Annotated in this window: 20 protein-coding genes and 1 pseudogene; 9 read left to right on the forward strand and 12 right to left on the reverse strand. The window is 65.0% G+C overall.

Annotated elements, in window-relative coordinates; translation table 11 throughout:
- Positions 1-86: 86 nt before the first annotated feature.
- Both QA640_RS24905 and QA640_RS24910 read right to left on the reverse strand, forming a co-directional pair.
- Complete coding sequence (locus QA640_RS24905) at positions 87-1,052, reverse strand: GAF domain-containing protein (protein ID WP_283035582.1); 966 nt, start codon at positions 1,050-1,052, stop codon at positions 87-89.
- 209 nt (positions 1,053-1,261) lie between these two features.
- The gene (locus QA640_RS24910) at positions 1,262-1,579 is read right to left on the reverse strand and encodes a septum formation initiator family protein (protein ID WP_283042878.1); all 318 of its coding nucleotides are present in this window, start codon (positions 1,577-1,579) and stop codon (positions 1,262-1,264) included.
- Between the two features lie 260 nt (positions 1,580-1,839).
- Between QA640_RS24910 and QA640_RS24915 the strand changes: the two genes are divergently transcribed.
- Positions 1,840-3,171, forward strand: coding sequence for an IS1182 family transposase (locus QA640_RS24915; RefSeq protein WP_283035583.1), 1,332 nt, complete (start codon positions 1,840-1,842; stop codon positions 3,169-3,171).
- A gap of 157 nt (positions 3,172-3,328) precedes the next feature.
- On the opposite strand, the gene QA640_RS24920 is transcribed toward QA640_RS24915, so the two are convergent.
- The 4 genes from QA640_RS24920 to eno form a co-directional block, all read right to left on the reverse strand.
- Positions 3,329-3,874: an NADPH-dependent FMN reductase gene (locus tag QA640_RS24920; protein WP_283035584.1), complete on the reverse strand. Its 546-nt coding sequence runs from the start codon at positions 3,872-3,874 to the stop codon at positions 3,329-3,331.
- A gap of 187 nt (positions 3,875-4,061) precedes the next feature.
- On the reverse strand, positions 4,062-5,060 hold the full coding sequence (locus tag QA640_RS24925; protein WP_283035585.1) for an MBL fold metallo-hydrolase: 999 nt from the start codon (positions 5,058-5,060) through the stop codon (positions 4,062-4,064).
- 111 nt (positions 5,061-5,171) lie between these two features.
- A complete protein-coding gene (locus QA640_RS24930) occupies positions 5,172-6,311 on the reverse strand; it encodes a zinc-binding dehydrogenase (protein WP_283035586.1) in 1,140 nt (379 codons plus the stop codon).
- 28 nt (positions 6,312-6,339) lie between these two features.
- Positions 6,340-7,623, reverse strand: coding sequence for a phosphopyruvate hydratase (gene eno, locus QA640_RS24935; RefSeq protein ID WP_283035587.1), 1,284 nt, complete (start codon positions 7,621-7,623; stop codon positions 6,340-6,342).
- Positions 7,624-7,798: 175 nt separating this feature from the next.
- On the opposite strand from eno, the gene QA640_RS24940 reads away from it, so the two are divergent.
- The 3 genes from QA640_RS24940 (at position 7,799) to QA640_RS24950 (ending at position 9,733) form a co-directional block, all read left to right on the forward strand.
- Positions 7,799-8,776, forward strand: a complete 978-nt coding sequence (locus QA640_RS24940) for a lyase (RefSeq protein ID WP_283035588.1) — start codon at positions 7,799-7,801, stop codon at positions 8,774-8,776.
- Between the two features lie 39 nt (positions 8,777-8,815).
- A complete protein-coding gene (gene queF / locus QA640_RS24945) occupies positions 8,816-9,277 on the forward strand; it encodes a preQ(1) synthase (protein ID WP_283035589.1) in 462 nt (153 codons plus the stop codon).
- A 123-nt stretch (positions 9,278-9,400) separates the two neighbouring features.
- On the forward strand, positions 9,401-9,733 hold the full coding sequence (locus QA640_RS24950; RefSeq protein WP_283035590.1) for a hypothetical protein: 333 nt from the start codon (positions 9,401-9,403) through the stop codon (positions 9,731-9,733).
- Between the two features lie 288 nt (positions 9,734-10,021).
- Here the strand turns inward: QA640_RS24950 and QA640_RS24955 are convergent, their stop codons facing one another.
- The 3 genes and pseudogenes from QA640_RS24955 to QA640_RS24965 all read right to left on the reverse strand — a co-directional run.
- Positions 10,022-11,230, reverse strand: a complete 1,209-nt coding sequence (locus tag QA640_RS24955) for an MFS transporter (protein WP_283035591.1) — start codon at positions 11,228-11,230, stop codon at positions 10,022-10,024.
- On the reverse strand, positions 11,230-12,078 hold the full coding sequence (gene kdsA / locus QA640_RS24960) for a 3-deoxy-8-phosphooctulonate synthase (RefSeq protein ID WP_283035592.1): 849 nt from the start codon (positions 12,076-12,078) through the stop codon (positions 11,230-11,232). Before kdsA ends, QA640_RS24955 begins: the two co-directional genes overlap by 1 nt.
- Positions 12,079-12,196: 118 nt before the next feature.
- Positions 12,197-12,513, reverse strand: a pseudogene (locus tag QA640_RS24965) (NIPSNAP family protein); the annotation flags it as partial.
- A 197-nt stretch (positions 12,514-12,710) separates the two neighbouring features.
- Between QA640_RS24965 and QA640_RS24970 the strand changes: the two are divergent.
- From QA640_RS24970 to QA640_RS24980, 3 genes are all read left to right on the forward strand, one after another.
- The gene (locus QA640_RS24970; RefSeq protein ID WP_283042879.1) at positions 12,711-13,385 is read left to right on the forward strand and encodes a response regulator transcription factor; all 675 of its coding nucleotides are present in this window, start codon (positions 12,711-12,713) and stop codon (positions 13,383-13,385) included.
- The gene (locus QA640_RS24975; protein ID WP_283035593.1) at positions 13,382-14,758 is read left to right on the forward strand and encodes a HAMP domain-containing sensor histidine kinase; all 1,377 of its coding nucleotides are present in this window, start codon (positions 13,382-13,384) and stop codon (positions 14,756-14,758) included. Before QA640_RS24970 ends, QA640_RS24975 begins: the two co-directional genes overlap by 4 nt.
- A 111-nt stretch (positions 14,759-14,869) precedes the next feature.
- The gene (locus tag QA640_RS24980; RefSeq protein ID WP_283035594.1) at positions 14,870-15,532 is read left to right on the forward strand and encodes an rRNA adenine N-6-methyltransferase family protein; all 663 of its coding nucleotides are present in this window, start codon (positions 14,870-14,872) and stop codon (positions 15,530-15,532) included.
- A gap of 164 nt (positions 15,533-15,696) precedes the next feature.
- Here QA640_RS24980 and QA640_RS24985 read toward each other — a convergent pair whose 3' ends face one another.
- The 3 genes from QA640_RS24985 to tpiA all read right to left on the reverse strand — a co-directional run bounded on the left by QA640_RS24985 (position 15,697) and on the right by tpiA (position 18,814).
- Positions 15,697-17,328, reverse strand: coding sequence for a CTP synthase (locus tag QA640_RS24985; protein WP_283035595.1), 1,632 nt, complete (start codon positions 17,326-17,328; stop codon positions 15,697-15,699).
- Positions 17,329-17,494: 166 nt separating this feature from the next.
- Complete coding sequence (secG, locus tag QA640_RS24990) at positions 17,495-17,884, reverse strand: preprotein translocase subunit SecG (RefSeq protein ID WP_283035596.1); 390 nt, start codon at positions 17,882-17,884, stop codon at positions 17,495-17,497.
- A gap of 174 nt (positions 17,885-18,058) precedes the next feature.
- Positions 18,059-18,814, reverse strand: coding sequence for a triose-phosphate isomerase (gene tpiA, locus QA640_RS24995; RefSeq protein ID WP_283035597.1), 756 nt, complete (start codon positions 18,812-18,814; stop codon positions 18,059-18,061).
- A 211-nt stretch (positions 18,815-19,025) separates the two neighbouring features.
- Between tpiA and QA640_RS25000 the strand changes: the two genes are divergently transcribed.
- Positions 19,026-20,924: a peptidylprolyl isomerase gene (locus QA640_RS25000; protein ID WP_283035598.1), complete on the forward strand. Its 1,899-nt coding sequence runs from the start codon at positions 19,026-19,028 to the stop codon at positions 20,922-20,924.
- A gap of 17 nt (positions 20,925-20,941) precedes the next feature.
- Positions 20,942-21,955, forward strand: a complete 1,014-nt coding sequence (gene trpD, locus QA640_RS25005) for an anthranilate phosphoribosyltransferase (protein WP_283035599.1) — start codon at positions 20,942-20,944, stop codon at positions 21,953-21,955.
- The last annotated feature ends 3 nt before the right edge of the window (positions 21,956-21,958 follow it).

The following is a 21,958-nucleotide window of genomic DNA, read 5'->3' on the forward strand; positions in this document are numbered from 1 at the left end:
GCAGCGAAGCAATCCAGAGTCCCTCCGCGGAAAGATTCTGGATTGCTTCGCTGCGCTCGAAATGACGACTGAGGAAACAGCAGCGCTCAGTGCTTCAGCTCGAAGCGCTTGAGTTTTCGGTGCAGCGTGGCGCGGCTGACGCCGAGAGCCTTGGCGGCGGCGGAAACATTGCCGCCCGCGCGCAACAGCGCCCGCTGCAAGACCGCGCGCTGGCCACCGGCGAGGTGGTCGCGTGCCGTATCGCCACCGAGAAGATCGGCTGCGGGCACCGGCTGCAACGGGCGGCCGGGCGCGATCCCAAGTCCGACCCGGGCGGACCTTGTCGCGCCTATCACGAGATCGTCGCCATCGACCGCGACGAGGCCGCCGCAATGACCGTCGGCTGACGGGGTCAGCATGATGCGGGCATGGGCAAAGGCGTTGCGGAACAGATCGGCCTCGATGCGTTTTGCGGCTTCGCCCGCGGCGAGCGCGATCAGATTGGCGAAGGCGTCCGTGCGGTCGGCGCGGCAGGAGGAGACGTCGAGCACTCCGGCCAGCATCCCGTCATGATCGTAGATCGGGACAGCGGTGCAGCTCAGAAGCGTGTTGCGGGTGAAGAAATGCTGATCGCGGTCGATGGTCAGCGGCCGCTGCTCAACCAGGCACGTGCCGATGCCGTTGGTGCCCTCATGCTCCTCGCCCCACAGCGCGCCGGTCCACAGGCCCCAGGATTGAAACGTGGGATCGTCAGCTGGCGTGCCGCGACGATCGACCGGAATGCCATCGCGATCGGCGAGCAGCACACAGCAGCCGGCAGCGCCGACCGCCTGATAGAGCCGGTCCATCGCGCCTTGGGCAGCGCTGAGCAGTGGCGCGATCCGCTCGCGCACGTGGTACAGCTCAGCCTCGGTGAGGCGGGTCGGCGGCCGATGGCCTGCGGGATCGAGATGGTGCAATCGGGAGGAGCGGCGCCATGAAGCCACGAGCGCGGAGCGAGCCGCCTGGCCTGACGCGATGGCGGCCTCGACGCGGGCCGCGTGATGCCCAAGCGCTTGCGCTTGTCCATTCATCACTGTTTCCTCCAGGTGGCAGTCTAGATCCTGCCGGCGCTGCCCGATTGATCTGCGTCAGTCCTGGCGTGCAGCCTGGATTAGGCATGCCCCCGCAGCGCCGTTTCCGTCAAGTCGCGAGTTTGCTCCGCGATTGCGACCTTCGACATAGGCGGCACTGGCTCCGCCCATGATCAGCCGAAGCTTCGATTTGAGAATGTGCAGGCGCCCTAGTTCGAATTGTTCATCCGCACGAGGTCGTGCGGGTTGACGAACTGGAGCTGGAAGCGGGCGCGCTCGTCCAGCATGTCGGGGTCGATCTTTTCCGAGCGCAGCAGCGACACCCGCTGCTCACCCTCGGCGCGCTCGCGCTTCAACCGGGCAAGCTCGCTCGTCAGCGCGACGATCTCCTGGTCGAGCTCCTGGCGGGCGTTGAGACCGTATTTGCCGGTATAGGCGTTGATGCCGAAATAGCCGACGATCGCGGCCGCCATGGCGTAGAGGGCAAGGCCGGTCAGAATCGATTTCAGGCGCGCACGGGTGACCATGTCGGGCAAGATGGGACAGGTTGGTTAAGGGAGTGCTAATTCACCTTCCCGACCAACGTAACAAGCCAGACCCTCATGGTGAGGAGGCGCGAAGCGCCGTCTCGAACCATGAAGGCCATGCTATTCTTTACGCGGCCATCCTTCGAGACGCTTGCTTCGCAAGCTCCTCAGAGGCTGTGAATCTTTTTGACTGCTCGCAAGCGGTATAGCCGAAAGCTGGTGCTGTGTGATTCTCTTGCGGTGATGGATTCGCAGGAGGGATGATGGCCGCTGATGAATTGTTTGGGGATCTGCCGGAGCAGGCAAAGCCGCAAGCCGGTGCGGCGCCGCTCGCAGCGCCGCGACTTCGTGAGCCCCAACGCGATCAAATCGAGTTGCGAGCAGTGGATATCGAGAGCCTGATCGGGGAAGACCATCCGGTGCGCCTGATCTGGTCCTATGTCGAGGAACTCGACCTGAGTGAGCTGGAGAACCGGATCAAAGCGCGGGGCGATCGGCCTGGTCACCCCGCGACATCGCCGCGGCTTTTGCTGGCGCTGTGGCTCTATGCCACCAGCGAGGGCGTCGGCAGCGCGCGCGCGTTGGAGCGGCTTTGCGAGAGCCATGACGCCTATCGTTGGCTGTGTGGCGGGGTGTCGGTGAACCATCACACGCTGGCGGACTTCCGGGTCGGTTGCGCCGACCTGCTCGACCGGCTGCTTTGCGAGCATTTGGCGGTGCTGGCGAAGGTCGGCCTCGTCAATCTGGAAACGCTGGCGCAGGACGGTGTTCGGGTCCGGGCCAGCGCCGGGGCCGCTTCGTTCCGGCGGGAGGCGACGCTCGATCGGCACCTGGCCTTGGCTGAGGCGGTGGTGGAAGACCTCAAACGCGAGGTTGACGCTCGTTCGGATGCTAGCAATCAGCGCATGAAGGCCGCCAAGGAGCGCGCCGCGCGTGAGCGCAGAGCGCGCGTCAAAGCGGCGCAGACGGCGCTCGCCGAAATCAAGCAGCAGCGCAAGGAGCGCGAAGAAAAGCGCGGCAACGGCAAGAAGCCGAAAGAGCCGCGGGCCTCCACGACGGACGCCGACGCACGGGTCATGAAGATGGCCGACGGCGGCTTCCGCCCCGCCTACAACGTGCAGGTGATGAGTGCCGCCGGCCAGCCGATCGTCGTTGACATCAAGGTCTGCAACACCGGGTCCGACCGCGGCCTGATGCGGCCCATGCTGGAGCGGCAGCGCGCGCGTCCTGGCGGGTTGCCCAAGGACCATCTCGTCGATGGCGGCTTTGGCAGTGCCGAGGACATCGAGTGGGCGCACGCCGAGGGCATCGATATCTTTTGCCCGCCCACTCAATCCAAGCACGGCACCGATCCCCATCTACCGCGACGCGGCGACGGCCCGGGGGTGTTGGCCTGGCGTGCGCGCATGGCGAGCGAAGAGGGCAAGGCCCGATACAAGCCCCGGTCGATTTGCGAGTGCATACATGCCCGCTGGCGCAACTGGGACCTGCGCCAATTGACCGTGCGCGGCTTCGAAAAGGTCCGCGCCGTCGTGCTCTGGTACGCCCTCGCCAACAACATCCTGCAAGGCAACCGCCTCGCTAGCGCATAGAGGAGCGTTCATCGACATCCCCCAACCTCGCCACAGCCGCCCAGCCCACGCGTTGCCACGACGAGGAACTGCCACATCCTTCGATGACCACGCAAAACGAGAAAGATTGGCAAGCTCTCAGGATGAGGACTGACGGCGTGGCCGCCGGTTGTTTGCATCACCCCTTCGCGACGTGCGCGGCGAAGGCGTCGAGGTACTGCTGCAGGACGGTCTTCAGCGAGTCCTTGGTCAGGTTGCCCGCGGCGTCAAAGGCGTCGCCGACGCCGTTGAGGTAGATTTCCGGCTGCTGGAGGATCGGACCGGCGATGCCGGGCAGGATGTTCTGAAGGTGCTTTGCGGCGCTGACGCCCCCCAGCGGGCCAGGCGAGTTGGCGATGATGCCGACCGGCTTGCCGCTGAACGAGCTCTTGCCATAGGGGCGCGAGGCGACGTCGATGGCGTTCTTGAGGACACCCGGGATCGAGCGATTGTATTCCGGTGTGATGAACAGCACGCCGTTCGACTTCTGGAGCTTTTCGCGGAAGGCCAGCCAGTCGGCCGGGGGAGCCGCTTCCAGATCCTGGTTGAAGAACGAGATGCCGGCGGGTGTGACGACCTCGAGCGAAAGCGAGCTTGGCGCCAGCTTGGCGAGCGCGTTGGCGATCCTGATGGAAAAGCCTTCCTTGCGCAGGCTGCCGACGAGCGTGACGATGTGATAGGCCATGGGTTGTCCTTGAAACCTTTAAGCGGGAAACGGGCTCGCGCACTTAATCCACCTCCGCGAGAGGATGCAAGTGCATGAACCATTTCGATTTGGAAACGCAGCGTTTCGCGAAAGCGACCTGGTTGCCAGAACAATCGGGCCGCCAAACGGCGGCCCGATCAACTGGACGCGAAGCAACCGAAACCGCTCAGATCGTCGGATTCCAGGCCGACGGGATCAGACGATAATTGGCGCCGTCCTTCTCGACATGGCCAATCGACGGGAAGGTGAAGTGGAAGCCGACCACGGTGGCCTTCTCGGCCGCCACCATGTCGTAGAACTTGTGGCGCGTCTCCTGCGCCGTCGCTGGATCGACGTCGAACATGACGTGCCAGTCCGGATTGCGCAGGAACAATTCCGGAATGTTGGTGACGTCGGATTGGATCAACACCTTGGAATTTCCCGATGCAACCGCGAACGAGGTATGGCCGGGGGTATGACCAGGCGTTGCGATCGAGGTGATACCGGGCGCGACCTCCTTGCCCCACTCGTACTTCGTCACCTTGGACCCGATGCCCGCAAAAACCTTCTTCACGTTCGCAAAGTTGTTCTTCATCATCTCGCTGGACTGCGCCTTGGCCGCGTTCTCCTCGCTGGTCCAGAACTCCCACTCCTTCGTCGGCACCATGATCTCAGCATTCGGGAATGCGATCGAGCCGTCGGCGGCGCGGACGCCATTGATGTGATCGCCATGCATGTGCGAGAGCAGCACGATGTCGATGCTCTTCGGATCGACGCCGGCGGCCGCGAGGTTTTGCAGGGTCCGCCCCACCGCGCCCTTGCTCGGCTCGAGATTGGCAACGCCGTTGCCGGTGTCGATCAGCACGAGCTTGGAGCCGGTGTTGATCAGCTGCGGGTTGTAGGGCACCGTCACCATGCCCTTGGGCATATAGGCCGCATCGCCGGCGGCCAGCGCCTCGTCCTTCGGCACGTTGGTGACGAACTTGTCGGGCATCGGGAAGGTGCGCGCCCCGTCATTGATCGAGGTACATTCGAAGGAGCCGACCTTGTAGCGGTAGAAGCCCGGCACCTGCGTGCCGCTTTGCGGCACTGCGGCATTGGCAGCCGTCCTGCCCAGGCGCGAGAAGCCGGCCGCACCGAGTGCGGCGGCGCCGGCAAGCACGTCACGGCGGTTGAGTTCGGTCATGGGATCGTCCCCGTCTGAGGTTGCGGTTTTTTCCGCTTTCAATTGCGGCGCGAATGTTCTCCCGCGCGGCTCAGAAGGCAAGACCTTCTTTGGTCACGCCCGCCCCTTGCGTCACGCAAATTTATTTGGGTTGATGAGGAATTTTTCGCCGGTCGCGCGCTTGGCGTACATCGCGATATTGACCGGATCGAGCGCCTCCTGAAGCGACACGACCTTGGTGTAGTGGCTGGCGAAGGTCGTCTTCAATTCGCTAGCGACACGCTGGCGCAGCCGTCCGATCTCGGCCGGCCCGATCTTCTGGAGGAATGGGGTCAAGAGCCAGCCGCCGACGCCCCAGGCCATGCCGAAGCCGGGCGGCAGCTCGATCGGCCGCGTGTCGAGCATGCCGTAGACATAGACCTGCTTGTGTACGCTGGAGCCGTAGCGGCTGTACTCCTTGGCGGTCTTGTTGATCGCGACTTCCATGCACTTCAGGATGTTGCCGGCAAGCCTGCCGCCGCTGATGGCATCGAAGGCGATGGTGGCGCCGGTCTCGACCAGCGCGTTGGTGAGATCGTCGAGGAAGCTGGGCGCGGTGGAATCGACGACGTACTTGGCGCCGATCTTGTGCAGGATGTCGACCTGCTCCTTGCTGCGCACGATGTTGACGAGCGGGATGCCGTCCTTGATGCAGATCTTGTTCAGCATCTGACCGAGATTGGAGGCGGCCGCGGTGTGCACCAGCGCCTTGTGGCCCTCGCGCCGCATGGTCTCGGTCATGCCGAGCGCCGTGAGCGGATTGACGAACCAGGACGCGCCCTCCGCCGCAGTCGTGCCGTCGGGCAGCGGCTGGCAGTCCCTCGCCTTCAAGGTCCGGTACTGCGCGTACATCGCGCCGCCGATCATCGAGACGGTCTTGCCCATCAACGCCTTCGCGGCGTCCGACGAGCCGGTCCTGATGACGACGCCGGCGCCTTCGTTGCCGACCGGCAGGGACTGGTCGAGCCGGGCGCCCATCGCCTGCATCGCGGCGTCAGGCACCTTGGCGGTGATGACCGGCGCATCCTTGGTGCCCGACGCCTTCGCCGTGCTCATGTCGGCGGCGCCGACGAGAAGCCCGAGGTCGGACGGATTGATCGGCGTCGCCTCGACGCGGACGACGACCTCGTCCGCGGCGGGCTCCGGGGTCGGCACGTCGACCAGCGAGATCTCGAGCTCGCCGCTCTTCTTGATCAGCGAACGCAACTGAAGTCCGTTTCTGCCGTCGCTCATGTCGACCTCCGCTTTTTCTGTTCGTCGCTCAGGCCAGCGCCTTCAGCGCCGCCTTGCCGGGATAGACGGCCTGCTTGCCGAGTTGCTGCTCGATGCGCAGGAGCTGGTTGTATTTGGCGGTGCGATCGGAACGCGCGAGCGAACCGGTTTTGATCTGGCCGCAATTGGTGGCGACCGCGAGATCGGCGATGGTGGAGTCCTCGGTCTCGCCGGAGCGGTGCGACATGACGGAGGTGTAGCCCGCCTTGTGCGCCATCTCGACGGCGGCGAGCGTCTCGGTCAGCGTACCGATCTGGTTGACCTTGATCAGGATCGAGTTGGCGCGGCCCGCCTTGATGCCCTCGGACAGCCGCTTGACATTGGTGACGAAGAGATCGTCACCGACGAGCTGGCACTTCTTGCCGATCAGATCGGTCAGCTCCTTCCAGCCGTCCATGTCGTCCTCCGACATGCCGTCCTCGATGGTCACGATCGGATAGCGCGACACGAGATCGGCGAGATATTTGGCCTGCTCGGAGATCGAGCGGGTCTTGCCCTCGCCTTCATAGACGTATTTGCCGCCCTTGAAGAACTCTGTCGAGGCGCAGTCGAGCCCGAGTACGACGTCAGAGCCTGCCTTGAAGCCGGCCTTGCCGATCGCGTTCATGACGAATTCGAGCGCGGCGTCCGCCGACGGCAGGTTCGGCGCAAAGCCGCCTTCGTCGCCGACATTGGTGTTGTGACCGGCCTTCTTCAATTCGGACTTCAGCGTGTGGAAGACCTCGGCGCCATAGCGGAGGCCTTCGGCGAAGCTCGAAGCCCCCACCGGCAGGATCATGAACTCCTGGAAGTCGATCGGGTTGTCGGCATGCACGCCGCCATTGATGATGTTCATCATCGGCACCGGCAGGACCCGCGCCGAAGTGCCGCCGACGTAACGATAGAGCGGCATGTCGAGCGATTGCGCGGCCGCCTTGGCGCAGGCGAGCGAAACGCCGAGGATGGCGTTGGCGCCGAGACGGCTCTTGTTCGGCGTACCGTCGAGATCGATCATGACCTGGTCGATCTGGACCTGGTGCTCGACGTCCATGCCGCTGAGCGCCTCAAAGATCTCGCCGTTGACGGCACCGACGGCCTTCGACACGCCCTTGCCGAGATAGCGGCCCTTGTCACCGTCGCGTAGTTCCACCGCCTCATGGGCGCCGGTGGAAGCGCCCGAGGGCACCGCGGCGCGGCCGAGCGAGCCGTCTTCCAGCACGACGTCAACCTCGACGGTGGGATTGCCGCGGCTATCGAGAATTTCGCGGCCGATGATGTCGACAATAGCGGTCATGATTGCGCTTCCGTTCGTTAGAGCTGGGTCGTTGCGGGGGCGTCTTACACGGAGCGCAAGCAAATGTGAACGCTTGGGCGGCCGCCTTCGACTGACGCCTGGGGAGCCTCAGACTAAGCTGGAGGCCACCTGGTCTGCGCGTCCAACCTCCATCTGAAACAGTCGGGGTAACGCCATGAATCGCCGCCAGTTTCTCGCCTCCAGCGCCGCACTCCTCGCGACCCGCCCAAGTTTTGCGCAGGAAGGCCCGTTCCGGACGAAATATTTCCCGATCAGTCCCGGTATCGGCCTGCACGACCTCACGCCCGCCCCTGACGGCACGATCTGGTTCACCGCGCAGGGTAAGGGCATGCTGGGCAAGCTCGATCCGAAGGACGGCTCGTTCAAGACCGTCAACCTCGGCCAGGGCGCGGCCCCCCACGGCGTGACGATCGGCCCCGATGGCGCGCCCTGGATCACAGAGGGCGGCCAGAACGCGATCGCGCGGGTCGATCCCGGCGACCTCGAGGTCACGCTGTTCCGCTTGCCCGAAAAATTCGCCCAAGCCAATCTCAACACCGGTGTGTTCGACAAGGCCGGCACCTATTGGTTCACCGGACAGTCCGGTTACTACGGCCGGCTCGTGCCAACGTCCGGCGAGATGACGGTGTTCAAGGCGCCAAAGGGCATCGGGCCCTATGGCATCACCGTGACGCCCAAGGGCGACGTCTGGTACGCCTCGCTCGCCGGCAGCTACATCGCCAAGATCGATCTTGCGACCGGCAACGCCAGCGTCGTGCAGCCGCCGACACCGAATGCCGGTTCGCGGCGCGTCTGGTCAGATTCGAAGAGCCGGATCTGGGTGAGCGAGTGGAACAGCGGGCACGTGTCGGTGCACGATCCCGCCGACGGTTCGTGGAAGACCTGGAAGCTGCCGGGCGAGCATCCCCGCGCCTATGCGGTTTTCGTCGACGACAAGGACAAGGTCTGGCTGACCGATTTTGCCGCCAACGCCATCGTCCGCTTCGATCCCGTGACCGAGAAGTTCACCGTCTTCACCAGCGACAAGCCGAACGCCAACGTCCGCCAGCTCGATGGTCGGCCGGGCGAGCTTTGGGGCTGCGAGTCCGGAAACGACCGGATCGTCATGATCCAGACCATCGCGACCGGTTGACGGCAGCCAAGATTACGTCCATCCCGGCATCCGCAAAGGATGACGAAGATGGCGAAGAAACCTCTCCAGCTCGGCCGTGCGGTCGAATGGCCGCACACACCGGAGGAAGCCCAGCTCGACCGCGTGCCCAATCCGCAAAAGGGCACGGACTATCTGGTGCGCTTCACCGTGCCGGAATTCACCTCGATCTGCCCGGTCACGGGCCAGCCGGATTTCGCGCATCTCGTGATCGACTACGCACCGGACGCCTGGCTGCTCGAGTCCAAATCTCTCAAACTTTACGTCGCGAGCTTCCGCAATCACGGCGCCTTCCACGAGGACTGCACCGTGATGATCGGCAAGCGCATCGCATCCGAGACCAAGCCGAAATGGATCCGGATCGGCGGCTACTGGTATCCCCGCGGCGGCATCCCGATCGACGTGTTCTGGCAGACTGGCAGGGTGCCAAAGGGATTGTGGGTGCCGGAGCAAGGCGTCGCACCGTATCGCGGGCGGGGCTGACCCACTTTCCCGCCCTGCGACGGACAAGTCCATTGGCGCGGTTGATCGGCCCGTCTACGATCAAGGGTCAGGATATCGAGATCGGTGAGGCAGCCTCTCATGAGCCATAGGATATGTGTGGGCTTGGGGCTGCTCTTATTGGCGCGGGCTGCCGCAGCGGGTGAATGTCTGTCCAAACCGGAGAGATTCGAGCTCATCTCGGACACGGTTCATTGGAATTTCTCGCTGCCGATCGGAGCGGAGTGTCTGCAGGGTTTGCGGGGCAAAACGCAGCTTTTGGAGCGGATCAATGTAGTCGAGCCGCCGCGATCCGGCCAAGTGGTCATCTCGGGTCCGTCCTTTCGGTATCAGGCAGCCGGCTCTCCTACGAACGAGAGATTCAAGATCGCGGTCGAAGGCGAGAATAAGCGCCAGCACGGAACGTCACTCATCGTCGTGGATGTGACGGTCAAATAGCCGGATAGTTCCTGGCATCAGCCGTCCCTTCGGCGCCTCGCGTCCAGCCCGCTTCGATCTTCTGCGTAATCGAGGCGGCGATCAACAGGCGTTCCAGTTCCCTCCCTCAGAGAGAAGCCCAAGAACAAGGGCCACCGCGGCCTTAGCTGCGACGGCAGTCGAATTTGCAGTGCTTCCGCGTACGGCTTTCACGCCACCGCCGGCCATGATCGAGCTGAATTGCAACAGAATGGTCTGACCGACCGCATCGCGGGAAATGGGACGCTGCGGTAATGAATTGCCAATTCGTCATGCCCGCGCATCCGCCGGCGCACGCGGCTTGAGCAGGCGGGCGCAGACCAGCCCGAGCATCACCATGATCGCAGCGCTCGCAAGCAGCGTCGCCCCTTTGCCCGCATGCGCTAGCCCAAATCCATAGGCGAGCGGTCCGACGGTCTGGCCCATGAAGAAAAAGAATGAGTGCAGCGACAACGCGGTGGCGCGCGCTTCGACCGACAGCTCGCTGGCAAAGACCTGGAGGCAGCCATGGGCCATGTAGAAACCCCAGCCCATCACCACGAGATTGAGCGTCTGGATTTCCCAGCGCGGACCGAAGGCGACCGCGACGAGCTGCGAGGCCACCAGCACGGTGCCCGCGATCATCATGCCCTTGACGCCAAGCCGCGGCAGAAGGCGCGACACCGTCATGGTGTAGAAGAGCCCGCCGACCGCAAAGCCCGCGATGACGACGCCGGCAACGGAGAGCGAGGTCTCACCGAGGTCGAACAGGAACGAGGCGATGTAAGGAAACAGGCCGAGCACGCAGCAGCCTTCGATGAACACGGCCGAGTAGCACACCCGCGCGTTCGGATTGGTGAAGATGGTGCGATAGCCGGTCTTCAGCGCCGAAAGGCTCGTCTTCGGCGGATGCTTGATCCTGGCGCCGCGGAAACCGGCTGCGACTGCAATCGAAGACACGATGACCAGCACGCCGAGCACGGCCAGCACGCCGCGCCAGCCGAGGAAGTCTCCGATCAGGCCTGACGCGGATGCGCCGAGGAGGTTGCCGGTCATGGCGCCCGCGAGCGTGCGGCTGATCGCGATCTGTCGCTTCTCGGATCCGACGAGATCGCTGGTCAGGCTCAGGGCTATCGGAAACACGCCGCCGGAGCCGATGCCGGCCAGGATGCGGGTGGCAAACAGCAGCGAGAACGAAGTCGAGAGCGCGCCAAGGATGCTGGCAAGGCCGAGCACCGCAAAGCAGCCGATCATCAATCGTGTCTTGCCGAAGAGATCGGCGGCGGCGCCGATCAGCGGCTGGATGATCGCGAAGGTGAAGGCGAAGACGGCGGCGAAGCCCGCGGCGGTCGCGATGCTGACTTGAAAGTCCTCGGCGATGTGCGGCAGCACTGGATCGAGCGCCCGCGCCGAGAGGGCGGCGGCAAAGCTTGCCCCTGAGATGACGTAGAGTGCCGGCGGCAAGCCCTGTTCGTGCGGCCGCGCCTGCCCGTGCGACATCAGCGCGGATTCTTTGCGACCGCGTCGAACGCCATCAGCCTGCTGAGGAGACCTTCGAACTCGCGCAAAGGCACCATGTTGGGGCCGTCAGACGGCGCATGGTCGGGATCGGGATGGGTTTCGATGAACAGGCCGGCGACGCCGACCGCAACGGCCGCCCGCGCCAGCACTGGCACGAATTCGCGCTCGCCACCCGACGATGCCCCCTTCCCGCCCGGCTGCTGCACCGAATGAGTGGCATCGAAGATCACCGGCGCGCCGGTGGTGCGCGCCAGGATCGGCAGCGCGCGCATGTCCGAGACGAGCGTGTTGTAGCCGAAGGACGCGCCACGTTCGGTGACGAGCACGTTGGGATTGTTGGCGCTGGTGATCTTGGTCACGACATTCGCCATGTCCCACGGCGCCAGGAACTGTCCCTTCTTGACGTTGACGATCTTGCCGGTTGCGGCCGCCGCCAGCAGCAGATCCGTCTGCCGGCACAGGAAGGCCGGGATTTGAAGGACGTCGACCGCCTGTGCGACCTCGGCACATTGTGCCGCCTCATGCACGTCAGTGAGTACAGGCAAGCCGATCGACGACCGGATCTCCGCGAAGATCGGCAACGACTGCGCCAGCCCAAGCCCGCGTGCCGCCGACGCACTGGTGCGGTTGGCCTTGTCGAAGGAGGTCTTGTAGACAAGCCCGATCTTGAGGCGCGCAGCGATCTCCTTGAGCGCGGACGCAACCTCCAGCGCATGCTGGCGACTTTCGAGCTGGCACGGGCCGGCAATGATCGCGATCGGCAGATCATTGCCGAACCTGACCGTGCCGACGCCGACGACCGGTGCTGCTGAATGGTCTGCGCTCAAATCGATATCCCCTGTTTCGGCGCGACCATAGCGGCGATGAGGGACGGATCAACCCTATTCGGTCCGCCTCCTCGAATATCAGGGTTGCAGCGGCGGCCCGGCGTGGCCCGCCGCACGTCACCGCGGAGAAAGCGGTCGGCGCCAGGATCTGGCTGACGATGTTGGCGACGATCTGGCCATCCGCTTCCGACTTGGCGCGTGCCTCGATCCACTCCGGATCGGTCATGAAGACAGTCCATTTCGTCGCGCGCTCGGCAAGCGATTGCCAGGCCAGGAATAGGTCGGCTCGTGGTTGGATCCGCCGATCAGCGTGGTGAAGAACCCGGCCTGCTCGATGCCGTGCTTCTCCCAGAGCTTCGGCGTGATCGCGTCAAAGCGCTCGAGCGGCTCCCTGGTCGGGCCGAACGCGGTGGAGTTGGCGTCCTCGATGCCCACGAGGTTTCGCGCCTATTTGCAGATGTGGGAGATCGGCCTGCGCGCCGAGCTGCCGCTGAGCTTTGCGGTGCAAGACGGCAACGGCCCCCTCAGGCAATAGGGATGGCCCCGGCCGCTCGGCCGCAGCCACCTCCCGCAATGCTGCCGCAATTTTACGGCCGGTAAAATGCCTCGTTGAGGCCGGAGTGCCGGAGATCATGCGGATTTTGCTTGTCGAGGATGAGGCGGAGATGGCCGGCGCATTGGCGTCGGCGCTGAAGCGCTACGACATGGTGGTGGACCACGTGCCCACCCTGGCCGAGGCGGAAGAGGCGATCTCTTCCGACGTCCATGCCGCCGTCCTGCTCGATCGCCAGCTTCCCGACGGCGACGGCCTCGCCCTGATCCCAAAGCTTCGCGCGCGCGCCGACGGCGTACCCATCATCGTGTTGACGGCACGCGGCGAGCTCGCCGACCGCGTCGCCGGGCTCGACAGCGGCGCGGACGACTACCTGGCGAAGCCGTTTGCGGTCGAAGAATTGCTGGCACGCCTGCGCGCCGTGTTGCGGCGGCCCGCCGGCCTCACGCCGGACGTCATCCGCGCGGGCCGTCTCGCCTTCGATGTGGGCCACCGCGAGGCCAGCATCGACGGCCAGCCGTTCGAGCTGCCGCGCCGCGAGCTGCTCGTGCTCGAAGCGCTGATCCGCCGCATCGGCCGCACCGTGCTGCGCTCGGCGCTCGAAGAGGCCGTCTACAATTTCGACGACGAGATCCAGTCGAACGCGCTGGATACCCATATCTCGCGGCTGCGGCGCAAGCTCGCCGAGGCCGATGCCGGTGTGGAGATCCATGGCATCCGCGGCGTCGGCTATCTCCTGAAGAAGCTGCCATGAGCAGGCACGATGATCCTTATTGCCTGCGCTCGCGGCTGAGCTGGCGCCTGCTTTCGCTCCAGGCCGCATTGTTGGTTGCGCTGGTTGCCGTCGTCGTGGGCGCACTGTGCGCGTCGGGCTTCGTGCTCGCCGAGCGCGACGAGGATCGCGTGATCGACGTCGTGCAGCGCGCACTCGCGCGCGACACACAAGGCGGCCTCACCCTGCGGCCGACGACCGAGCTGAAACAGCTGCGCAGCGAGACACCCGATCTCTGGTTTCTGGTCCGCGACCGGCAGGGATATTCGCTCTCCGAAGGCGCCGTGCCGGCAGAATTCGCGGCGATCGGCAGCGGCCTCGACCAGATCAGCCAGGCGCGGCTCGGCTGGCAGCTTTTCGAAGACGATCCGCGCAAGCCGGCAGCGCGGCTGAAGCGCATAGACACCGATGCCGGCAACGTGCAGGTCATCACCGCGACGCAGGGACGGCTGACCGGCGCCAAAGCGTTGCTCATGACCTCGCTCGCGTTTCTGGGCATCGCCCTGCCCGGCCTGCTTCTGATGGGAACCGCCACCTTCATAGCGACCCCGATGATCGTGCGGCGCGCGTTCAAGGGGCTCGATACGACCGCGGACCAGGCCCGTCGCATCGACATCCATCAGCGCGGTGCGCGATTGTCGGTGGAGCGAATCCCGCTGGAGGTCGTGCCGCTCGTGACCGCGGTAAATGAAGCGCTGGCGCGGCTCGACCAGGGCTATGCCCGTCACAAGCGCTTCGTCGCGGACGCCGCGCACGAACTGCGGACGCCGATCGCGATCCTGAACACGCGGCTGGAGTCGCTTGCCCCGGGACCGGAGAAGATCCGCCTGATCGAGGATGCGGCACGGCTGGCAACGCTCGCCGAGCAATTGCTCGACATTCAGCGGCTCGATCGCTGCAGCCATCCGTTCACAGGCGTCGACCTCGTCCGGGTCGCGCAAGGCGTGGCCGCCGACCTCGCACCGCTCGCGATTGCCGCCGGCTACGAGCTCGCGCTCGACGCCCCTGAAACGCCCATCGAGACGCTCGGCGACGCAGCCGCGCTGGAGCGCGCACTCACCAATCTGGTGCAGAATGCGATCCAGCACGGCCCACGCCGCGGCACGATTGGCATTCGCGTCAGCCGGCCCGCATGCATCGAAGTGATCGACGAGGGCGCGGGTATCCCGCCCGATCAACGCGACCAGATCTTCGAGCCGTTCTATCGGCTGACGCCGCATGACCGCGGTGCTGGCCTCGGCCTCAACATGGTGCGCGAGATCGTGCTGCTGCACGGCGGCCACGTCTCGGTCGCCGATGGACCGGATGGCGGCGCCTGCTTCAGGATGACACTGCCCGCGGTTCGCGAAAGTTGATTCATCTCACATGCGCTACCTCAAAGCGCAATGCTGCTGCAATGCGTTCCGGCGACACTTCGACCGCCTCACCTCTGATCCGCGAGGCGCAACCAAAATGCCGGAGTGCGCATGCCCAACGATTTCCTCTCCTTCTTCCTGTCCTGGATGTCGGCCCCGCGTCGCGTCGGTGCGGTCGCGCCGTCGGGACCCGCGCTCGCCGATCTCATCACCCGAGAGATCACCGAATCGACCGGCCCGATTCTCGAGCTCGGCCCCGGCACCGGTGCGTTCACCTACAAGCTGCTCAAACGCGGCGTGCGGCAGCAGGACCTGACGCTCATCGAATACGGCTCCGACTTCATGAAGCTCTTGCAATTGCGCTTTCCCGGCGCGCGCGTCTTGTGGATGGATGCGGGGCGGTTGACGACGGAGCGCCTTTATGATGGCGCACCGGTCGGCGCGGTCGTGAGCGGCCTGCCGCTGCTCAACATGTCGACGCGCAAGGTGATGTCCATCGTCAATGGCGCGTTCAGTTATGTCCGCCCCGGCGGCGCCTTCTACCAGTTCACCTACGGCATGAGCTGCCCGGTGCGGCGGCCGATTCTCGATCGGCTGGGTCTGCGCGCCACTCTGGTGGATCGCGCCTTGCTGAACGTACCGCCCGCCGCCGTCTACAAGCTGACCCGACGGCCGCAGATGAAGCTGATCACGTGCTCGCTTGCGCCCGATGCTTCAATGCCGGTCGCGCCACGACCGGAGCAGCTGGAGCGCGACTGCAGTGCCGTGCCTTGAGAGCGAAGCGAGGCGATCGGCGCTGCGCTAAAGCGCGATGAGATTAGGGTGAATCGTCATCGCGCTTTAGGTTGTTGTTTGCGCATGATCTCCGCGCAAACGCGTTCCGCGTTTGTCGCGAGGGAAAACCGCTTCGCACTTTTCCGGATCGTGCTTTACGCCGCCTACACCAGACGGCTCTGCACCATTGCCGCCTGAATGAACGAGGCAAACAGCGGGTGCGGCTCGAAGGGCCGCGACTTCAGCTCGGGGTGGAACTGCACGCCGATGAACCAGGGGTGATCTTCGTATTCGACGATCTCCGGCAGCACGCCGTCGGGCGACAGGCCTGAAAACTTCAGGCCGTGCTGCTCGAGACGATCCTTGTAGGCGGTGTTGACCTCGTAGCGGTGGCGATGGCGCTCGGAAATCTCGGTCGCGCCGCCGTACACTTGCGAGACGCGGCTGCCGCGCTTGAGCGCCGCGGGGTACGCCCCTAACCGCATCGTGCCGCCGAGGTCGCCGGCCTGCGAGCGCTTCTCGAGCTCATTGCCGCGCAGCCATTCGGTCATCAGACCGACGAGCGGCTCCGTGGTCGGGCCAAACTCGGTGGAGTTGGCATCCTCGATGCCGACGAGGTTTCGCGCCGCCTCGATCACCGCCATCTGCATGCCGAAGCAGATGCCGAAATACGGCACGTCGCGCTCGCGCGCGAACTGCGCCGCCTTGATCTTGCCCTCGGCGCCGCGCTGGCCGAAGCCGCCGGGCACCAGGATGCCGTTGACGTGCTCGAGGAACGGCGCGGGATCTTCCTTCTCGAAGATCTCGCTCTCGATCCAGTCGAGATTGACCTTCACCTTGTTGGCGATGCCGCCGTGCGAGAGCGCTTCGATCAGCGACTTATACGCATCCTTCATGCCGGTGTACTTGCCGACGATGGCGATGGTGACGTTGCCCTCCGGATTGCGGACGCGCTCGTTGATCTGCTGCCAGCTCCGCAGCTCCGGTGGAATCCGCGAGCCGATGCCGAAGGCGGCGAGCACCTCGTCGTCGAGGCCCGCGGCGTGATAGGCCTCGGGCACGGCGTAGATGTTGTCGACGTCGCGCGCCTCGATCACGGCGCTTTCGCGCACGTTGCAGAACAGCCCGAGCTTGCGGCGCTCTTCCTTCGGAATCTCGCGATCGGTGCGGCACAGCAGGATGTCGGGCTGGATGCCGATCGAGCGCAGCTCCTTCACCGAATGCTGCGTCGGCTTGGTCTTCAGCTCGCCCGCGCTCGGGATGTACGGCAGCAGCGTGAGATGGATGTAGACCGCGTGATCGCGCGGCAGCTCGTTCTTGAGCTGGCGGATCGCCTCGAAGAACGGCAGGCCCTCGATGTCGCCGACTGTGCCGCCGATCTCGACCAGCACGAAGTCGTACTCATCGTTCCCGTCGAGCACGAACTCCTTGATGGCGTTCGTGACGTGCGGCACGACCTGAATCGTCGCGCCGAGATAGTCGCCGCGGCGCTCCTTGGAGATGATGTCCTGATAGATGCGGCCCGTGGTGATGTTGTCGGCCTTGGTCGCCGGCCGGCCGGTGAAGCGTTCATAGTGACCGAGATCGAGATCGGTCTCGGCGCCGTCATCGGTCACGAACACTTCGCCGTGCTGATACGGCGACATCGTTCCGGGATCGAGATTGAGATATGGGTCGAGCTTGCGGAGGCGGACCTTGTAGCCCCGGGCTTGCAACAGAGCACCCAGTGCCGCTGAAGCCAGACCCTTGCCGAGCGAAGAAACCACGCCGCCGGTGATGAATATGTACCGCGCCATGGGACTTAACCTTTAATCCCCCGAACTCGATTCGCCAAAGCGATTCGTGTCCCGCCCCAAACAATTTGCGGGCCTGTGGGTGAGCCAAAACTGAGTGTGTTGCCAGAGCCTTGATGGGGATTTTTGATGCAGGACGCCAGGCACCGTCCTGCATGGCCCCTCTGCTTTATTGCGAACGCGGCGCCTGCGGACCGCTCGGCGCCTGGTTCTGCTGCTGCTCGTCCGCCTTCTTCAGCGTATCCAGGACACCGCCCGAGGTCGGCGGCGCCACCGGAGCCGCGCCACCGGCCGGCTGGGTCTGCGACGCAGGCTGCCCGATGATTGACGAGGGCTTGCGGTCGTAGCCAGCATACCAGGACAGGAACAGGCTGGTGACGAAGAAGCCGACCGCGAGCACGGCGGTGGTCCGCGTCAGCAGATTCGCGGTGCCGCGGCTCGACATGAAGCCTGCGCCTCCACCCATGCCGAGGCCGCCGCCTTCCGACTTCTGCAGCAGCACGGCGCCGATCATCACGGCGACGATCATGAGATGGATAACGATCACAACGGTCTGCATGGTACCCTTCCGTCACAAGCCGACAGCGCCGGTGCCGGCCCATCGCGCTTTGCGGGTTTTCTTGAAGTTGCGCGGTGTTACACGATCAGGACTGGCATTGCCACCCCCCGATCGGTCCGGACCCGCTTTGAGCCGCCTGCGCTTTGCCGGTTAGCTAAGGGCAGCCCTTGTTAACTAAGGGCAGCCCTTGGCAATCGCAAGGAAATCGGCCGCCTTGAGGCTGGCGCCGCCGACCAGCGCACCATTGACATTCTTGACCGCCATCAGTTCGGCCGCGTTCGACGGCTTGACCGAGCCGCCATAGAGGATGCGCATCTTCGCCCCTTCGTCCCTGAAGCGGGAGATCAACAGTTCCCGGATAAACCCATGAATCTGCTCGACATCCTTGGCCGTGGGGGTCAGGCCCGTGCCGATCGCCCAGACCGGCTCATAGGCCACGACCAGATTGCCGGCCTTTGAGCCGTCCGGCAGCGACAGGTCGAGCTGGCCGCGCAGGATATCCAGGGTCTGGCCGGCATCACGCTGACCTTGCGTCTCGCCGACGCAGACAACCGCGATCACCCCTGCCCGCCAGGCGGCCTCGGCCTTCTGCCGCACCAGGTCGTCACTCTCGCCATGGTCGGCACGGCGCTCGGAATGGCCCACGATGATGGCCGAAGCGCCCGCATCCACCAGCATTTCCGCCGCGATATCCCCGGTATGGGCGCCTGAGGCCTTGGGGTGGCAATCCTGGGCACCGACGGCAACCTTCTTGCCGGCCGCCTTGGCGGCAAAGGCCGCGATCAGGGTCGCCGGCGGACACACCAGAAGATCGGCCTTGGCGGCGACCTCTGCGCCGCCCGTGAGCATGGCGTCGAATTCGGCAGCGGAGGCCTTCAGGCCGTTCATCTTCCAGTTTCCGGCGATCAGCGGTCGGATGGCGTCTGTCATATCCAAATTCCATCGAAATGAGGTCTGGCATGCGCTAGCAGACCGGGCGCCGCAGTTCCAGAGACCCGCCCCTGTTAACACAGCTTAAGGGAGCGGCAGGTTGCGGGGGGAAAGCCGCCACTTTATGATGCCATATCAATTCGGTGATGCGCTTTTGCGGAATCCGCTTTAAGACGCGCCCGGTTCCCTCCTGCCAAACAAGTTGGACGCAATGCTTCGAGGAATGCGCAAGGCCTCATCAAACTGGCTCGGCAAGACGATTATGGCCGTGGTGATGGGCGTATTGATCATCAGTTTCGGCATTTGGGGCATCGCCGACATCTTCCGTGGCTTTGGGCAGTCGACTTTGGCCAAGGTCGGCCACACCGAGATTTCGCTGAACGAATTCCGTCAGATCTACACCGACCGCATGCAGCAGATCGGCCGCCAGTTCGGCCGCCCGCTGACGTCTGAACAGGCGCGCGCCTTCGGCCTCGATCGGCAGGTCCTGCAGCAGACGATCGCGGAAGCCACCCTCGATGAAGAGGCCCGCCGGCTCGGGCTCGGCGTGTCGGACGACGAAATCCGCCGCATGATCATGAACGACCCGAACTTCAAGGGCGCCGCCGGCAATTTCGATGCGCAGCGCTTTCAGGCCATGATCCGCAATTTCGGCTACACTGAGCAGCGCTACACCGCCGAGCAACGCAAGGTGTCGGTGCGCCGGCAGATCACCGGTACGATCGGCGCGGGCCTCGAGCCGTCCAAGACCATGATTGACGCGCTGAGCCGCTACCAGAACGAGCAGCGCTCCATCGAGTTCGTCAAGCTTGACGCGGCGCAGGCCGGCACGATCGATCCGCCCTCGCCCGAGGCGCTCGCCGCCTATTTCGAGGACCACAAGGTTCAGTTCCGCGCGCCCGAATACCGCAAGATCGCCTTCGTCGTGATCTCTCCGGAGGAGATCGGCAAGTGGACCGACGTCTCCGACGACGACGCCAAGAAGGTGTTCGAGCAGCGCAAGGACCGGCTCGGCGCGCCGGAGAAGCGCCAGGTGCACCAACTCGTGTTTCCGACGGTCGAGGAAGCGCAAGCTGCGCGCACGCGGCTCGCGGGCGGAACGTCGTTCGAGGACCTCGCCAAGGAGCGCGGGCTCAACGCGGCGGACGCCGATCTCGGCCTCGTGACGAAATCCGCGATCCTCGATCCGGCCGTGGCGGACGCCGCCTTCGCGCTGCCCGCAGGCGAGATCAGCCAGCCGGTGCAGGGCCGCTTTGGCGTGGCGCTCGTCAAGGTCGACAAGATCGAGCCGGGCGCAGAGGCTAACTACGCCAATCTCGCCGGCGACATCAAACGGGAGATCGCGGCCGAGCGCGCCCGCGCCAAGGTCGCCGAATTGCGCGACAAGATGGAAGACGAGCGCGGCGGCGGCTCTAGCGTCATCGAGGCGGCGCAGAAGCTCGGACTTGCCGCCGTGACCATCGAGGCCGTCGACCGCTCCGGCCGCGCGCCCAGCGGCCAGCCGGTCGCGGGCATCCCGCAAGGGCTCGACGTGGTGTCGCAGGCCTTCAACAGCGACGTCGGCGTCGACAATGATCCGATTTCCTTCCGCGGCGGCTATGTCTGGTACGACGTGCTCGGCATCACGCCGTCGCGCGAGCGCAGCCTCGACGAGGTCCGCGACCAGGTCGAGGCGCGCTGGCGTCAGGACCAGATCACGACCAAGTTGCGCGCCAAGGCCACCGAGATCGTGCAGAAGCTCGAACAGGGCGCCAAGCTCGCGGACGAAGCCGCCGCGATCAACGCCAAGGTCGAGAGCGCCGCGGGCTTCAAGCGCGAGGACACGCCCGCCGGCGTGCCGTCGAGCCTGGTCGCAGCCGCATTCCGCGCCGCCAAGGACGGCGTCGGCCAGACTCCGGGTGCGGGCGGCGAGGTCATCATCTTCCGCGTGACCGACATCGTCGATCCGCCGGTCGATCTCGCTTCCGACACGATCGCCAAGCTGAGGGAGAGCCTCGACCGTTCGCTCACCGACGAGCAGGTCGCGTCCTATGTCAACAAGCTTGAAAACGACATCGGAACCACCATTAATCAGGCCGCCTTCGCGCAGGTGACGGGCGCGAACCAGTAATCAGTCGAAAGCACGCGATGGACGACCTGAAATCGATCATTGGAAAAGTGGCGACCGGCGCCAGCCTGTCGCGTGACGAAGCCGCCTCAGCCTTCGATGCCATGATGTCCGGCGAGGCTACGCCCTCGCAGATGGGCGGGCTTTTGATGGCGCTGCGCGTACGCGGCGAGACCGTGGACGAGATCACAGGCGCGGTCTCGGCGATGCGCTCCAAGATGCTGCGCGTCAGCGCGCCGGCAGATGCCGTCGACATCGTTGGCACCGGCGGCGACGGCTCGGGCTCGGTCAACGTCTCGACCTGCGCGTCGTTCATCGTCGCCGGCGCCGGCGTGCCGGTCGCCAAGCACGGCAACCGCGCGCTGTCGTCGCGCTCGGGCGCAGCCGACGTGCTGGCCTCGCTCGGCGTGAAGATCGATCTCAAGCCCGAGGACGTCGGCCGCTGCGTGCGCGAATGCGGCATCGGCTTCATGTTCGCGCCCGCGCACCATCCCGCAATGAAGAACGTCGGCCCGACCCGCGTCGAGCTCGCCACCCGCACCATCTTCAACCTGCTCGGACCGCTGTCCAATCCGGCTGGCGTGAAGCGGCAGATGGTCGGTGTATTCTCCAGGCAATGGGTGCAGCCACTGGCGCAGGTGCTGAAGAATCTCGGCTCCGACTCGGTCTGGGTGGTGCACGGCTCCGACGGGCTCGACGAGATCACCCTCACCGGCCCGACCTTCGTCTCTTCGCTGCACAATGGCGAGATCAAGTCCTTCGAGATCACCCCGGAGGACGCAGGCCTTCCGCGCTGCGACGCCGTCGGCTTGAAGGGCGGCGACGCCGACGCCAACGCGATCGCCCTGCAAAGCGTGCTCGACGGCAAGCCGAGCGCCTATCGCGACGTCGCGCTGATCAACGCGGCCGCCGCGCTGGTGGTGGCGGGCCGCGCCAAGGACATCAAGGAAGGCGTTGCGCTCGGCGCCAAGTCGATCGACAGCGGCGCCGCGACGGCGCGGCTGAAGCATCTGATCGCGGTCTCCAATAGCTGAGCC

The sequence above is a fragment of the Bradyrhizobium sp. CB82 genome, from assembly GCF_029714405.1.
Taxonomy (GTDB): domain Bacteria; phylum Pseudomonadota; class Alphaproteobacteria; order Rhizobiales; family Xanthobacteraceae; genus Bradyrhizobium.

What these genes read in the sequence shown, in the direction of transcription:
- QA640_RS24905 (WP_283035582.1), bottom strand. Translation starts at nt 1,052, where the DNA reads ATGAATGGACAAGCGCAAGCGCTTGGGCATCACGCGGCCCGCGTCGAG.
- QA640_RS24910 (WP_283042878.1), bottom strand. Translation starts at nt 1,579, where the DNA reads ATGGTCACCCGTGCGCGCCTGAAATCGATTCTGACCGGCCTTGCCCTC.
- QA640_RS24915 (WP_283035583.1), top strand. Translation starts at nt 1,840, where the DNA reads ATGATGGCCGCTGATGAATTGTTTGGGGATCTGCCGGAGCAGGCAAAG.
- QA640_RS24920 (WP_283035584.1), bottom strand. Translation starts at nt 3,874, where the DNA reads ATGGCCTATCACATCGTCACGCTCGTCGGCAGCCTGCGCAAGGAAGGC.
- QA640_RS24925 (WP_283035585.1), bottom strand. Translation starts at nt 5,060, where the DNA reads ATGACCGAACTCAACCGCCGTGACGTGCTTGCCGGCGCCGCCGCACTC.
- QA640_RS24930 (WP_283035586.1), bottom strand. Translation starts at nt 6,311, where the DNA reads ATGAGCGACGGCAGAAACGGACTTCAGTTGCGTTCGCTGATCAAGAAG.
- eno (WP_283035587.1), bottom strand. Translation starts at nt 7,623, where the DNA reads ATGACCGCTATTGTCGACATCATCGGCCGCGAAATTCTCGATAGCCGC.
- QA640_RS24940 (WP_283035588.1), top strand. Translation starts at nt 7,799, where the DNA reads ATGAATCGCCGCCAGTTTCTCGCCTCCAGCGCCGCACTCCTCGCGACC.
- queF (WP_283035589.1), top strand. Translation starts at nt 8,816, where the DNA reads ATGACGAAGATGGCGAAGAAACCTCTCCAGCTCGGCCGTGCGGTCGAA.
- QA640_RS24955 (WP_283035591.1), bottom strand. Translation starts at nt 11,230, where the DNA reads ATGTCGCACGGGCAGGCGCGGCCGCACGAACAGGGCTTGCCGCCGGCA.
- QA640_RS24970 (WP_283042879.1), top strand. Translation starts at nt 12,711, where the DNA reads ATGCGGATTTTGCTTGTCGAGGATGAGGCGGAGATGGCCGGCGCATTG.
- QA640_RS24975 (WP_283035593.1), top strand. Translation starts at nt 13,382, where the DNA reads ATGAGCAGGCACGATGATCCTTATTGCCTGCGCTCGCGGCTGAGCTGG.
- QA640_RS24980 (WP_283035594.1), top strand. Translation starts at nt 14,870, where the DNA reads ATGCCCAACGATTTCCTCTCCTTCTTCCTGTCCTGGATGTCGGCCCCG.
- QA640_RS24985 (WP_283035595.1), bottom strand. Translation starts at nt 17,328, where the DNA reads ATGGCGCGGTACATATTCATCACCGGCGGCGTGGTTTCTTCGCTCGGC.
- secG (WP_283035596.1), bottom strand. Translation starts at nt 17,884, where the DNA reads ATGCAGACCGTTGTGATCGTTATCCATCTCATGATCGTCGCCGTGATG.
- tpiA (WP_283035597.1), bottom strand. Translation starts at nt 18,814, where the DNA reads ATGACAGACGCCATCCGACCGCTGATCGCCGGAAACTGGAAGATGAAC.
- QA640_RS25000 (WP_283035598.1), top strand. Translation starts at nt 19,026, where the DNA reads ATGCTTCGAGGAATGCGCAAGGCCTCATCAAACTGGCTCGGCAAGACG.
- trpD (WP_283035599.1), top strand. Translation starts at nt 20,942, where the DNA reads ATGGACGACCTGAAATCGATCATTGGAAAAGTGGCGACCGGCGCCAGC.